17 protein-coding genes and 1 riboswitch are annotated in these 14,448 nt (G+C 39.0%); of the genes, 1 reads left to right on the forward strand and 16 read right to left on the reverse strand.

Translation table 11 applies throughout. From position 1 onward, the window contains the following. Positions 1-48: 48 nt before the first annotated feature. From ABE41_RS15680 to sspL, 3 genes are all read right to left on the reverse strand, one after another. Positions 49-498, reverse strand: coding sequence for a VOC family protein (locus ABE41_RS15680; protein WP_066292285.1), 450 nt, complete (start codon positions 496-498; stop codon positions 49-51). 54 nt (positions 499-552) lie between these two features. After that, positions 553-741: a hypothetical protein gene (locus ABE41_RS15685; protein ID WP_066292287.1), complete on the reverse strand. Its 189-nt coding sequence runs from the start codon at positions 739-741 to the stop codon at positions 553-555. A gap of 315 nt (positions 742-1,056) precedes the next feature. After that, a complete protein-coding gene (gene sspL / locus ABE41_RS15690; RefSeq protein ID WP_066292290.1) occupies positions 1,057-1,194 on the reverse strand; it encodes a small, acid-soluble spore protein L in 138 nt (45 codons plus the stop codon). Between the two features lie 676 nt (positions 1,195-1,870). Here sspL and bla point away from each other — a divergent pair. Beyond that, complete coding sequence (bla, locus tag ABE41_RS15695) at positions 1,871-2,806, forward strand: class A beta-lactamase (RefSeq protein ID WP_066292293.1); 936 nt, start codon at positions 1,871-1,873, stop codon at positions 2,804-2,806. Between the two features lie 438 nt (positions 2,807-3,244). Here the strand turns inward: bla and sufB are convergent, their stop codons facing one another. From sufB to ABE41_RS15755, 13 genes are all read right to left on the reverse strand, one after another. Further along, positions 3,245-4,642, reverse strand: coding sequence for a Fe-S cluster assembly protein SufB (sufB, locus tag ABE41_RS15700; RefSeq protein ID WP_066292294.1), 1,398 nt, complete (start codon positions 4,640-4,642; stop codon positions 3,245-3,247). A 54-nt stretch (positions 4,643-4,696) separates the two neighbouring features. Next, on the reverse strand, positions 4,697-5,137 hold the full coding sequence (gene sufU, locus ABE41_RS15705) for a Fe-S cluster assembly sulfur transfer protein SufU (protein WP_066292297.1): 441 nt from the start codon (positions 5,135-5,137) through the stop codon (positions 4,697-4,699). Next, entirely contained in the window at positions 5,127-6,347 is a 1,221-nt protein-coding gene (locus ABE41_RS15710; protein ID WP_066292300.1) for a cysteine desulfurase, read from the reverse strand. Before ABE41_RS15710 ends, sufU begins: the two co-directional genes overlap by 11 nt. Before the next feature lies 1 nt (position 6,348). Next, on the reverse strand, positions 6,349-7,647 hold the full coding sequence (gene sufD / locus ABE41_RS15715) for a Fe-S cluster assembly protein SufD (RefSeq protein WP_066292303.1): 1,299 nt from the start codon (positions 7,645-7,647) through the stop codon (positions 6,349-6,351). Positions 7,648-7,666: 19 nt separating this feature from the next. Further along, a complete protein-coding gene (sufC, locus tag ABE41_RS15720; RefSeq protein ID WP_066292305.1) occupies positions 7,667-8,452 on the reverse strand; it encodes a Fe-S cluster assembly ATPase SufC in 786 nt (261 codons plus the stop codon). A gap of 245 nt (positions 8,453-8,697) precedes the next feature. Further along, entirely contained in the window at positions 8,698-8,850 is a 153-nt protein-coding gene (locus ABE41_RS21275) for a YuzK family famiily protein (protein ID WP_165389351.1), read from the reverse strand. Between the two features lie 246 nt (positions 8,851-9,096). Beyond that, entirely contained in the window at positions 9,097-9,477 is a 381-nt protein-coding gene (locus ABE41_RS15725; protein ID WP_077359601.1) for a carboxymuconolactone decarboxylase family protein, read from the reverse strand. A gap of 85 nt (positions 9,478-9,562) precedes the next feature. After that, positions 9,563-9,688 (reverse strand): hypothetical protein, encoded by a 126-nt coding sequence (locus ABE41_RS21470; RefSeq protein ID WP_301336190.1) that lies wholly within the window; start codon positions 9,686-9,688, stop codon positions 9,563-9,565. A 63-nt stretch (positions 9,689-9,751) separates the two neighbouring features. Next, complete coding sequence (locus ABE41_RS15735; RefSeq protein ID WP_066292311.1) at positions 9,752-10,570, reverse strand: MetQ/NlpA family ABC transporter substrate-binding protein; 819 nt, start codon at positions 10,568-10,570, stop codon at positions 9,752-9,754. A 25-nt stretch (positions 10,571-10,595) separates the two neighbouring features. Further along, positions 10,596-11,264 (reverse strand): methionine ABC transporter permease, encoded by a 669-nt coding sequence (locus tag ABE41_RS15740; protein WP_066292313.1) that lies wholly within the window; start codon positions 11,262-11,264, stop codon positions 10,596-10,598. Continuing rightward, positions 11,257-12,282 carry a methionine ABC transporter ATP-binding protein gene (locus ABE41_RS15745; RefSeq protein WP_066292314.1) on the reverse strand — a complete coding sequence of 342 codons (1,026 nt, stop codon included), beginning with the start codon at positions 12,280-12,282 and terminating at the stop codon, positions 11,257-11,259. The genes ABE41_RS15740 and ABE41_RS15745 overlap by 8 nt, the downstream gene beginning before the upstream one ends. Before the next feature lie 342 nt (positions 12,283-12,624). Then, positions 12,625-12,749: riboswitch (SAM riboswitch) on the reverse strand. A gap of 77 nt (positions 12,750-12,826) precedes the next feature. Then, positions 12,827-13,171, reverse strand: a complete 345-nt coding sequence (locus tag ABE41_RS15750; RefSeq protein ID WP_066292319.1) for a PNPOx family protein — start codon at positions 13,169-13,171, stop codon at positions 12,827-12,829. 127 nt (positions 13,172-13,298) lie between these two features. Further along, on the reverse strand, positions 13,299-14,420 hold the full coding sequence (locus tag ABE41_RS15755; protein ID WP_066292326.1) for an anti-sigma-I factor RsgI family protein: 1,122 nt from the start codon (positions 14,418-14,420) through the stop codon (positions 13,299-13,301). Positions 14,421-14,448: the final 28 nt, after the last annotated feature.

The raw sequence follows: 14,448 nt of genomic DNA on the forward strand, positions 1-14,448 counted from the left end.
TCGACACGTCATCGACAGCATTTCATATTTAGGTTCTCAAGACCCTTTTTATAAAGCCTCCCATTCGCTTAACAGCATTACATCTTTGTCCGTCTTTTTACCTTCTGGCAGTAGACAAAGAAACTCCAATGAGTTTCCGTCCGGGTCCCGAAAATACAGATTGGCGGAAGGTGTCCATGTTTGCACCATTGGTTCGGTCGGTTCCAATCCAAAAGCCGCCCTTAGTTCAATCCCTTTTTCTAATAACCATTCCCGGGCGTTCTTAATCTCCTCATACCCGATCTTAAAGGCGAAATGACTCGTATGGAATTCTTGTTCTGACACTTCCCAAACCCCTAGCATCTGCTCCCTTTTTTGGTTTTTATCAAACCAGAAGAAGGCTACCCTTCTTTCTTCAATCGTATGAGCGATATCCATACCAAGCTTTTTATAAAAAACAATGGCTGCTTCTAAATTCCTTGTCTTCACATGTGTTTCATATAACGTACCAGGCATCATGATGCATTTATCCTCCTTGCTCTCTATATTCCTACTAGAATCATTTTTCTAAGATTATAAAGCCCCTCTCTCTAAAACAGGGATACCGTTTATTGAGATATATTTGTATATTTCACCTTTACTCACAGTAAAGACTTTATCATACTTCTGATTACTCATATCTTTAACACCAAGAATTTCACATACAAATCTTAAAGGATCTCCACAGTGTAGTACCTTTATCTGAGTTTCTTTATCAACCATTTATATTTCATTCCTTATAAGGTATAAATACAGTTTCAAGATTTAACCCTAAAAGTCCTCCCTTATTCCACGATCTGGCTCGTTTATTGAATAAAAAGAATTTTATAACTAAAAGAGAAAAAAATTTTCTAGTTGGCACAAAGTTTGCACGACACTAATTGCACATAAAAAAGCCTCGGTATATACCTTATATACCAAGGCTTCTCGAATTTTATACGATTGAACCTTCCATCTGGAACTTGAAAGAAATGCAAGCGAAAGCCTAAATGGGCGACCTTGGGAAGGACTTGAAGATCCTTATGAGGTCGCCAAAATTTAGATTTTTGTGTTTTTCTTTTTCGCACGATTTGCAAGTTCTGATACAGGTTCTTTGCTGAATTCAACATCGGGGCTCATTCCCTGTGGATTTACACTTGATGCCTTTCGACCCTTTCCTGTGCTCTTCTTTGCCATATTTTTCACCCCCTGTATCTATAGGATTAGCCGTAAGATATATTTATATTTTACATAATTTTGTCTGTATACCATTTGAAAATATCGATCCCTTATCTTCTTTAAAACTTTTTATTCCATTTAAAGTTGCACATTTTACTATAAGCTGATTTCGTGGATTAACTACTGCCCTTATTATTATTAAGAATTTTTCATTTTTAATTTCATGATCTCAAAGTTGGCACGACGCTAATTCCCACATAAAAAAAGCCTTGATATATTCCTTATATACCAAGGCTTTTCAGACTTTATCCGATTGAACCTTCCATCTCGAACTTGATTAACGAAGGATTTCACAACATATTCAATAGATGTAAATCCTTGTTAAATCAAGGTTTTTCCGTGTTTTGATTTTAAAAACATTTCAATACTCTTCAAATTCAGTTGGCACAAAGTTGGCACGAATAAATTTCACTACAACTATTGAAAATCTAGTAACTCCCTAAATATCACTACTAAAGAACGAAACTGGTATATAATTTTCTAAGTAAATCATATGGATAAACCTGAATATTCTTTATATTTAGTTTTTTATCATGAAAGTATGATTAATATTTTATGTCCATTATTGTGTATAGTTGATAAAATAGCTTTGTTATTTGAAAGAGAATACATAATAGAAAGAGGTTGAATTTTAATGAAATCGTTGAGCAACATTTTTAATTCATCTACATTTAGAAAAATTGTGCCTGTACTATTATTTCTTTCATGTGCAACGCTTGTATGTTTATCAAACAATAACGTTGATGCTAAATTAACAAAACCCCAAAAACAAGGAACTGAAAATAATCATGTTTTTGCCAAGCTTGGAGAAAAATTTGATGCTAAACTCGGAGTCTTTGCGTTGGATACTGGTACAAACCAAACAGTAAACTATCATCCAGATGAGCGTTTTGCTTATACATCTACTCATAAGGCTCTAGCTGTAGGAGCACTTTTACAACAGAAATCAATAGAAGACCTTAATAAAACAATTACGTATACACGCGAGGATCTTGTCACTTATAGTCCGATTACAGAAAAGCATGTTGATACGGGGATGACTCTTAAGGAGCTTTCGGATGCTTCTCTTCGATACAGTGACAATACTGCTGGAAACCTTATTCTTAAACAACTGGGGGGACCGACTGGATTTAAAAAAGCACTGGAGGAAATTGGTGATAATGTTACCACCCCTGAGCGATTTGAGCCAGATTTAAATGAAGTTAATCCAGGTGAAACTCATGATACAAGTACACCAAGAGCACTTGCTACCAGTCTTCAGGCTTTTACACTGGGAGATAAACTCCCAACTGAAAAACGTGAACTTTTAATAGGTTGGATGAAGAGAAATACTACTGGAGATGCGTTAATTCGTGCTGGAGTGCCGAAAGGGTGGGAAGTGGCTGATAAGACTGGAGCAGGATCATATGGTACGCGAAATGACATTGCCATCATTTGGCCACCAAAAGGAGACCCAATTGTTCTTGCTGTACTTTCGAGTCGTGATCAAAAAGATGCTGATTATAACGACAAGCTTATTGCTGAAGCAACAAAAGAAGTAATTAAGGTCCTCAAAGTCAAAAATAAATAGAAAATCATTGTACTAAAAAAGGTTACATTAAGCAGCCCTGTGCATATATGAGCTGAACTTTGTAATTACTAAGAATATGTGGTTGTTTTCCAAAAGATGGAGTAGATAAAAGCTATTAAAAACATTTCAAAAAAACTTTTCATATGAAGGAAGCAGTAAAAAACATAAATTAATTTATTTAAATTGCAGGATAACTTTTATCTTGCAATTTTTTTATGCTCTTTTAAGGTGTGTCGTTGTAATAGAAGAATTAAAAGTACGCGGTGTTAAAAATTTTTTTTGCTCTCTCTTATTCCACATTCTGGGCCGTTTGTTGAATAAGAAAAATTTTATAATTTAAAAAGCAAAGAAAAAAATTCCGAGTCGAGTTGGCACAACACGAATTTACACACAAAAAAAGCCTCGGTATATTTCTTATATACCAAGGCTTTTTATAATTTATCCGATTGAACCTTCCATCTCGAACTTGATCAGGCGGTTCATTTCTACTGCATATTCCATTGGAAGCTCTTTTGTAAATGGCTCGATGAATCCCATTACGATCATTTCTGTTGCTTCCTGTTCAGAAACACCACGGCTCATGAGGTAGAATAACTGATCTTCTGAAACCTTAGATACAGTTGCTTCGTGCTCAAGCGTAATGTTATTGTTTAGAATCTCGTTGTACGGAATTGTATCTGATGTGGATTGGTTATCCATGATAAGCGTGTCACACTTAATGTTGGATTTTGATCCGTCAGATTTACGTCCGAAGTGAGCAATACCACGGTATGTTACTTTACCGCCATGCTTAGAGATCGACTTGGATACGATTGTAGATGAACAATCCGGTGCAAGGTGCAATACTTTTGCTCCTGCATCCTGATGCTGTCCTTTACCAGCGATTGCGATAGATAGAATTGTACCTTTCGCACCGCGGCCTTTCATGATAACAGCAGGATATTTCATCGTTAGACGAGACCCGATGTTTCCATCTACCCATTCCATCGTTGCGTTCTCTTCAGCTACAGCACGCTTTGTAACAAGGTTGTAGATGTTGTTCGCCCAGTTTTGAATCGTTGTGTAACGGCAATAAGCGTTCTTTTTAACGATGATTTCAACAACCGCACTATGAAGTGAGTTTGTTGAATAAACGGGCGCAGTACAACCTTCTACGTAGTGTACTGAGCTGTCTTCATCCGCAATGATAAGCGTACGCTCGAACTGACCCATGTTCTCAGAGTTGATTCGGAAGTATGCTTGAAGCGGAGTATCACATTTTACGCCTTTTGGTACGTAAATGAATGATCCACCAGACCATACTGCAGAGTTTAGAGCTGAGAATTTATTATCTGAAGGTGGAATGATTGTTCCGAAATACTCACGGAAGATCTCTTCGTGCTCTTTTAAAGCTGTATCTGTATCTGTGAAAAGAATCCCTAAATCAGAAAGGTCTTCTTTCATGTTGTGATAAACAACCTCAGATTCATATTGTGCAGATACACCTGCAAGGTATTTTTGTTCAGCTTCTGGAATTCCAAGCTTGTCAAAAGTAGCCTTGATTTCCGCAGGTACTTCATCCCAAGATTTCTCGGATTTTTCAGATGGCTTAACATAATACGTAATATCATCAAAGTTTAAGTCCTTCATGTCTCCGCCCCATTGCGGCATCGGCATTTTGTAGAACTGCTCTAATGACTTTAATCGGAATTCAAGCATCCACTCAGGTTCACTCTTCATGCGTGAAATTTCTTCAACGATCTCTTTTGTCAAACCACGCTTAGATCTGAAAATGGATACGTCTTTATCTCTAAAACCATATTTATATTCGCCGATATCCGGCATCTTCTTAGCCATTGCAGAATCCCTCCTTACTGGATTGGCACTCTAATTCTTAAACTCAAGAGGAACTTATTCTTCCTCTTGTTTACCTACTCCCTGTTCCATAGCCTTCCACGCAAGAGTGGCGCACTTAATGCGGGCAGGGAATTTTGATACTCCTTGCAGAGCTTCGATGTCACCTAAATCGTAGGATCCATCATCATAATCGTTCCCTAACATCATATCATAAAAAATCTTTGCAAGTTTCAGGGCATCTTCTACAGGAAGCCCTTTTACTGCTTGCGTCATCATTGATGCTGATGCCAGACTGATGGAACATCCTTCACCATCAAATTTAGCAGACTCGATCTTTCCATCTTCTACTTTTAAAGTAAGCTGGATACGGTCGCCGCATGTTGGGTTATTCATATTAATATTTAACGCACCATCTTCCAAAATCCCTTTATTGCGGGGATTTTTATAATGGTCCATAATGACTTGCCGGTAAAGCTGATCTAAATTAGAAGACATGACCGAAATACTCCTTTGCTGTTGTGAGTCCTTTTATGAAAGCATCGACGTCATCTTCAGTGTTATACAGATAAAAACTAGCTCTGGCTGTTGCTGTTACTTCTAACCATTTCATGAGAGGCTGTGCACAATGGTGGCCGGCACGGACTGCAATTCCTTCTGAATCAAGGACTGTAGCTACATCATGTGGATGTACATCATCAAGGTTAAAAGTCACAAGTCCGGCCCGATGCTTCGGTCCAAAAATCGTAACTCCATCAAGTTCAGATAATCGTTCCATCGCATAATCCGCAAGTTCATGCTCTAATTTTAAAATGTTATCCAGCCCGATATCTTCGAGAAAATCGATTGCTGCACCTAACCCGATCGCACCTGCGATAATAGGAGTACCGCCTTCAAACTTCCAAGGAAGCTCTTTCCACGTCGATTCCTGCAAACCAACCAAATCGATCATTTCTCCGCCGAATTCTACAGGCTCCATTTTATTAAGGAGTGCTTTCTTCCCGTATAGAACACCAATGCCTGTCGGTCCACACATTTTATGAGCAGAGAAGGCAAAGAAATCACAGTCAAGATCTTGAACATCCACTTTCATATGCGGCGCGCTTTGAGCACCATCAACAACCATCACAGCTCCGTTCTTATGAGCGATCGCCGCGATTTCTTTAATAGGATTGATTGTTCCCAAAACATTAGAAACCTGCATAACTGAGACAATCTTAGTATGCTCTGTTACTGTTTTCTCAACATCTTGGAGATCAATTGTCCCATCTGGCTGTAAAGGGATGTATTTTAGCGTTGCTCCAGTCACTTTCGCAACCTGCTGCCATGGAATGATGTTGCTGTGATGCTCCATAGGAGTGATCACAATTTCATCACCTTCAGAAAGGTTTGCCATTCCATAGCTTCTTGCAACAGTATTAATCGCAGTCGTTGTTCCGCGTGTGAAAATTATCTCTTGCGTTGACTTAGCACCGATAAAACGGCGTACCTTCTCACGTGCTCCTTCATATCCATCTGTAGCACGAGTTCCAAGAGTATGAACACCGCGGTGAACATTCGAATTGTATTCCTTATAGTACTTATCTAAAGCTTCTATAACTTGTATCGGTTTTTGTGAAGTGGCCGCGCTGTCAAGGTAGACAAGAGGTTTGCCGTTAACTTCCTGATCGAGGATAGGAAACAGCTTTCTCCATTCCTTTGCACTCATGTTAGCGCACTTTCCTTTCAATAACCTCTACTAGACGATTTTTAACAGATTCTAAAGGCATTTGGCTGACCACTGGTGCCAAGAATCCATGAATGATTAGACGTTCTGCTTCCGCTTTTGAAATTCCGCGGCTCATTAGATAGAACATTTGCAGCGGATCGATTCGGCCTACAGATGCAGCATGCCCTGCTGTAACGTCATCTTCATCGATTAAAAGAATCGGGTTAGCGTCACCACGTGCTTTTTCACTTAACATAAGAACACGTTCTGTCTGCTCACCATGAGATTTTGTAGCGCCGTGCTCAATCTTCGTAATACCGTTAAAAATAGAGCTGGCACTATCTTTCATTACCCCGTGAGTCAAGATGTAACCTTCAGAATGTTTTCCGTGGTTAAAAATTTGAGCAACGAAGTTTTGCTTTTGATCACCGCGTCCGATTGTTACCGTCTTCGTATCAGTAAATGATCCATCTCCAATTAGGTGAGTCGTATTATCTGAAACCGTATTTCCGTCATTAAATTGTCCAAGCGCCCACTCAATTCGAGCATCTTTTTCAGCACGGCCTCTGCGGTTCACGTATGTTGTCATTCCTTTTGCAAGGTTATCAACTGCGCCGTAAACAACTTTCGCACCGCTGCCTGCATATACTTCAGACACGATGTTTGCTACTGATTCTGTGTTTTCGTTTGTAGAAAGGTAGTTTTCTACATACGTTACTGAGCTATTGTCTTCTGCTGCAAGGATTACATGGTTAAACAGTGCTGCTTCATCATCTTGATAATAAACAGCTTGAATCGGTGCAGACAGTTCTACATTTTTAGGAACATAAAGGAACGCACCATTCATAAATAGTGATGCATGCAAAGCTGTTAAACGGTTTTCATCAGCTGAAACAGCTTTCATGATGTACTTTTTAACTAAGTCTTCATGTTCTTTTGCAGCTGTTAAGAGATCCGTGTAGATAACTCCTTGATCCTTAACTTCTTGTTCCAATGCGAAAAACACTGGTGTACCGTTATGGATTACAAGAACGTTCTTCGCATCTTCTTCTGAACCAATCAATGCTTTAACGTCTTCTGGAAGTTCATTGAAAGCTACAGCATTACCCGTTGCTTCATGTTTGAAATCTGTAAAGTTCCATTTATCAATCTTTGTTTTGTCCGGTTTAGGCATTGGAAGATTTTGAGCCAATTCCAATGCTTGCAAACGAAGCTCCTGCAGCCAAGCGGGTTCCTGTCTGCTGCTTGAAAAACCGTTTACGTAGTCCTTATCAAATCTTAGGCTCGTATCAACTGACATGTATAGTCCCCCTTATTGCTTACGCTTCTTGACCGACAGTTTCGTCTTTAATACCTAACTCTTCTTTAATCCAGTCATAACCTTCAGCTTCAAGGCGCTGAGCGAGTTCAGGTCCTCCAGATTTCACAATACGGCCTTGCATCATTACGTGTACTTTGTCTGGTGTGATGTAGTTCAATAAACGCTGGTAGTGAGTAATGATTAAGCATCCGAAATCAGGGCTGCGCATTTCATTAACACCTTTTGCTACTACTTTAAGAGCATCGATATCTAGTCCTGAGTCGATTTCATCAAGGATTGCTAATTTCGGCTCAAGCATCATCATTTGCAGAATTTCGTTACGCTTCTTTTCTCCGCCAGAGAATCCTTCGTTTAAGTAACGGTGAGCGAAAGCGTTATCCATTTCAAGGTGATCCATCTTCTTGTCTAACTCACGGATGAACTTCATTAGTGAAATTTCGTCGCCTTCTTCACGCTTTGCATTAATTGCAGAACGAAGGAAGTCTGCGTTGGTAATACCGCTTACTTCTGATGGATATTGCATAGCTAGGAATAGACCAGCTAGTGCACGCTCATCAACTTCCATTTCTAAAAGGTCTTCACCATTGAATGTAACCTTCCCTGATGTTACTTCGTATTTCGGGTGCCCCATTAACGCTGCAGAAAGAGTAGACTTACCTGTTCCGTTCGGCCCCATGATCGCATGGATTTCTCCACCATTTATTTCGAGATCTAAACCTTTAATAATCTCTTTATCTTCAATCGATACACGAAGATTTTCAATCTTTAAATTAGGTGCTGACATAATACAACCTCCATTAAGAAATCATTCTTAAGATTTTTGAAATAAGGCATTAAATAGCCATTCTCAATTTATTCTCATTCTAATCTTATAACAAATGAAAAGTATGTTCAAGGGAACGAGCCATGAACTTTACCATTGTGTTCATATAATTCATTGTTTATTTGAGAAATTCGAAAAAAGGCTAACTCATCAGGCATTATATCACCTTTTGAGTCAGCCTTTTGTTTTTATTCCCTATCTTATCTTTACGGCGTATGATTTCTAGTTGCATCAGCCGCTACTTCTAAACCTTTTTTATATTCCTTTTCACGGTCTTTCTCAACATCTAACCGCTTCTCCAAGTCCCTTTCATACTCTGCAAAACCGCAACCATGTGATTGGTGCATTGCTTTTTCCATTTCAGATGTATGCTTTACTTTTATGGGGTGGATAATGAATCAATCCTTTCGAGTTTAGATAGTTATAGCTTATCAGCAGCTCTTCAGATCCACAACTTGCATATGATACAATGCCAAGTTTTGTGAGAGGGTACTGCGTGCTTTCATCTATAGAAGATGAACATCCCTTTATAATCCTGCTGAATCCGCTACATTACTTCCATTACCTTTTTTAATATAAATAAAACATGTTAATGTATGGAAAAGTTAATGGCGTGGTTTATTCAACTCTTTAATACACTCTTGAACAAGGGTTACTCCCTGGCTCATAGCTGCTCCACCGCCGAATGCGGCAGACACGCCTACAGCTTCCAGGATTTCATTTTCAGAACATCCTTGGTCAAGACATCCCTTTGTATGATAAATGATACAATACTCATCTTGTGAATAAATACTGATCCCTAGCGCAATAAGCTGTTTATATTTTTCGGAAATTTCGCCTTCCTTAAAACAGTGGCGCGTAAATTCGTTATATGCATGTGTTAATTCAGGCATATTTTCGTTATATTTTCCTAAACCTTCTTTATACCGGATAAGATGATATTGTGCAGAGTTTGATCCTGGCATTTGTTGATCTTCTTGTTTCATTTTGTCGTTACACTCCTGTCACGTTTTAGTAAACAGGATTAGTATGGGTTTTTTTTGTGGGTGATATGTAAGGAGAAAGGATTCTTTAAAGAAATACACCATCATATAAAAAGTCTGCATAATTACATAAAAAATGACTATCATCACATAAAAATGACTTACTATCACATAAAAATACGTCCTCATCACATATTTTTTCAATTCCATCCATTTATTGTCCACCTTAAATTAAACATAAAGGGTGCCTCATCAAGTGGAGACACCCTTCATTCATTTATTCAGTTACAGGCACTACTGCACCTTCGTATTTCTTTTCAATGAAATCTTGAATTTCTTTCGAACGCAATACTTCAACTAGAGCTTTAACAGATTTCTTATCTTTATCTCCTTCTCGTACTGCAATAATGTTTACGAATGGAGAATCTGAGCCTTCAATTGCGATAGCGTCTTTTTGCGGATTTAGACCTGCATCAATCGCATAGTTCGTGTTGATCAGTACTGCATCCCCTTCACCGTTTTTATATGCTTTTGGCAGCATTCCTGCATCAACATCTGCTTTGAACTTTAATTTCTTTGGATTTTCTACAATATCTTTAACTTGCGCTTCAGTACCAGCGCCTTCTTTAACTTTGATTAGACCTTCTTTTTCTAAAAGACCAAGCATACGCCCGTGGTCAGCTACAGAGTTAGACATGATGATCGTAGCACCTTGTGGCAATTCATCTAGAGACTTGTATTTTTTAGAATAAACTCCGATAGGCTCAATGTGGATGCCGCCTGCGTTTTCAAATTTATAACCGTGGTCTTTCATTTGTGATTCTAAATAAGGAACGTGCTGGAAGTAGTTTGCTCCGATTTCTTTTTCATCCAGAGATTTGTTTGGAAGTACATAATCCTGGAACGTTTTGATCTCGAGCTCTACACCTTTTTCTTTTAGAAGTGGTTTTGCTTCTTCAAGAATTTCAGCATGAGGTACGTTTGATGCCCCGACAATCAGCTTTTCGTCGCTGATGCCACCTTCTGTTTTATTGCCGCAAGCTGCTAGTGCTGCACCAACTACAGCAAGCAAAATAATAGAAAATACTTTTTTCATGTGATTTCCTCCTTGTTGTATGTGCTTATCTTTTATCTAAAGCTGTTGTGAATTGATCTCCTATCCATTGAATAACAAATACGATGACCAAGATCAGAACAGTTGAAACTAAAGTTACTTCTGCATTATCCCGCTGGTAGCCTTCCATATAAGCAAGGTTTCCAAGTCCTCCTGCTCCAACTACACCAGCCATTGCTGTGTAGCTTACAAGAGCAATCGCAGTAACGGTAATACCAGAAATAAGTGCTGGGGTGCTTTCGGGAATAAGTACTTTGAAAATAATTTGAGTGTTTGTTGCACCCATTGATTTCGCTGCTTCAATTACTCCTTTATTAATTTCTCTCAAAGCAATCTCAACCATACGCGCGTAAAATGGAGCTGCTCCGACAATCAAAGCTGGCAGTGCTGCTTCTGCTCCAAGCATTGTCCCTACAATAAAGCGCGTAAAAGGAATCAGCAAAATAATTAATATAATAAACGGAATAGAACGGAACACGTTAACAATAATGGCAATGATGCTATTTAAGAATTTGTTTTCCCACAGGTTGCCTGGAGCGGTTAAATATAAGGCAAGCCCCAAAGCGAGACCTAAAATGAATGTTACAAAAACGGAAATAGCCGACATATATAAAGTTTCTTTCGTTGCTTCTAAAACAACATCCCACTGAACGTTCGGGAACCAAGTACTAAGCATTATGAATCACCTCAACTTCTACCTGAACACTATTTAAAAATTCCATAGCGTTAGAAAGTGCCGCTTCAGAACCTTTTATTTGGATAAATAATGTACCGTATGGACCATTTTGAGTTTGAGTAATTTTACCTTGCAGGATATTAACATCCACTTCAAAGTTTCGGATCAGCTCTGTAATTAAAGGCTGCCCGGCACTGCCTCCTACAAAAGTAAGCTGAACAATTCTGCCTTCAGGAAACTCCTCTATAAATTGCTTTATGGTATCCACTGTTTCTTCTGGTTCTGTAACTTGTTTTACAAAATCCTTTGTAATGGATTCTTTAGGGTTTTTAAAGACGCTCAGTACATCGCCTTCTTCTACCACTTTTCCTTTTTCCATTACTGCAACTCGGTGACAGATTTTTCGTATGACGTGCATTTCATGTGTGATCAACACGATAGTTAGACCTAGCTTCTGGTTGATTTCTACTAGAAGATCTAAAATACTGTCGGTTGTTTTTGGATCAAGTGCTGAAGTGGCTTCATCACATAATAAAACTTTCGGTTCGTTGGCAAGTGCTCTCGCAATACCAACCCGCTGTTTTTGGCCCCCGCTCAGCTGTGAAGGATATGAACCGCCTCTGCCTTCTAGTCCGACAAGATCAATCAGCTCGTCAACACGCTGCTTGATTTTCTCTTTCGGATATCCAGCGATTTCTAACGGGAAAGCAATGTTCTCTCTAACGGTTCTCGACCATAAAAGGTTGAAGTGCTGGAATATCATACTTATTTCCTGTCTAGCTTCTCTAAGTTTTTTAGAAGATAGCTCAGACATATTTTTTCCGCCGATCGTAACCGTACCGCTTGTCGGTCTTTCCAGCATGTTAAGAATTCGGATAAGTGTACTTTTCCCTGCTCCGCTGTATCCAATAATGCCGTAAATTTCACCTTGTTTTATGTTTAAATCTACCGAATCAACAGCCTTCACTTCACCATCTTTGGTTTGAAAGACTTTACGGACTGAATGTAAATTAATCAATAGAACTAACCTCATTTCCATCTGTAATACTTTAAATTGCAATTAGAAGCTGTTGATTTCCGCTCCAGGATGCTCGCTTTCCGCGGGGCGTGCGGTGAGCTTCCTCTGCGCTTTGCGCCGTTAGGAGTCTTAATAAAACCTGTGTGCTCCTGCGTCTACAAGCAACTCCTAACGAAGTGAGTTTCCTCGTCGCATGCCTTGCGAGGAAGAATACTCAAGTAGCTGGCACGCTAATCCCGCTGGAGTCTCGCACCTTGCAATCCAATCAACAAACCATTCAAATAAAAAAATGCCCTCTGCTTCAATATGAGCAGAAAGGCATATAATATTCTATGCGCGTTCTCCTCATCTCCCAAGACAATTGAATGCCTTGCAGGAATTGGCACCTTTCTAGTCAGTATGGATTACATACAGCTAGCGGTTGCCGGGTTTCATAGGGCCAGTCCCTCCACCTCTCGTGATAAGTTAAAGCGTTGCGTTATTAAGTTAAAACGATGCATTTTTGAATCACTGAGATGAATAATATCACCGCTGTCGATTCGTGTCAAACATTTTTAACACTTTTAATCAAGACGCCTGCAGATATTTGTTCCCAATGAGAGCTTAAATAGAATATGGCTTCCCATTTCAGCCGCTGTCTTAACGTCCCGTGAAACTCGATCATCTCTTGGCGAAGGAGTGTTGTAAGCTTCATTTTCCCATCTAGCATCATAGATAGATACTTTGGATTTCCTCTGAAAACAACGATACGATTACGTTCTCCTTCTCTGTAATCAATCCTCAAGGTAGTTTCATCATTGAGACTAAATCTAGGTTTAACCGGAATGTTATACAATGGCAAGTATGGACTTTTTCCAATCTGTCTTTCAAAAAAGGTGACATCCAGCATATAAAATCCCCCCGAATTGGTTGTTATTTCACCTTTTCGAGAGGAACGGAGTGTTTACCTTTATAAAGCGTTCGACAGTCAGTAAAAATCGTTTTTGTAATTACGACAGTATTAACCATATTTAGTGCTAATGTTTGTTACGATGTTTGTCGCGATCTTGCTTATTGCGGTCCTGTTTATTGCGGTCCTGTTTATTGCGGTCCTGCTGATTTTTCTTGTGATGATTATTCGCGTTTCGGTTTTGATGTTCATTATTCTTTTGTTTATTGCTGTTAAACGCACGATTTTGATGCTTGTTATCGCTATTATTTAACTTTCTTTCTTTAGGCTTCACCAATTTTTCTTGTTTCTTGTTATGGTGATTATCTTGATTGTGATGCTTTTCTCTGTGCTTTTTAACTTCTTTTGGTTGGCTAACTGCTTTTTTAGGGACTGCTATTTTTATGTCATTCTTTCGTTCATGGGCTTCGGTGTTAATTTTCCTTGGGTGCGGTAAGCTTTGTATGTCATTAGAGGATAAAGTATTTACTTTTAGCTCTTGAAAGTTAACCTCTTTTATCTTCTCTTCTGTTAAAGTCTTGCCGTTTATGTTTGCAGTTTGAAATGCTTTATATTTTCCTGAAGACACTCCAAGCTGCTTTGCTTTTTCACGAGTGTCAGGATTAGACTCTGAAACAGTGATACGGACAGGGTATTTTACAACAGTCTTCTTCACGATTGAATTTACTGCTTCATCTAGAGCTGCTTCAGTCTTATCATTGCCTTCTTCACTGGAAATGGTTGTGATGAGCATAGAATGGTCTGATTCCATATAACCTTCTTCTTCATATGCCTTAATAAGCTGATCAGCAAAGTCTTCAAATGAAAATTGATTTTCAACGTTCAGATCATATTTATCTATGATTTTTTTTGCCTCGTCATTAAATGCATCAATTTGGATAACCTGCATTTCCTCATCTACGCCCACTTCTAAGCTTGGATTAATATCAAAGCTTACATAAGCCGCTGCCGCTGACTCGCTTCCAATCGGGATCAAACCTGATAGAAGAACAACAGCAAGTATCGCTGCTACAGATGGCACCACAAAAAGACTTCTTTTCCTTTCCGAAAAATAAGAAGCCTGATATTCTCTGCCCACTGATGGATTTTTGCCTGCTGGTACTCTTACCGTTACAAATGTTCCATCTTTCATAAGCAAAGTCGCTTTTCTGTTGTTAACCTCTATTACAATGCCGCTGCCGCTTTTCAATTGTATCCCTCCCGCAAGTTGCAGGATC

The sequence above is a fragment of the Fictibacillus arsenicus genome, assembly GCF_001642935.1.
In the GTDB taxonomy this organism is placed as follows: Bacteria; Bacillota; Bacilli; order Bacillales; family Fictibacillaceae; genus Fictibacillus; species Fictibacillus arsenicus_B.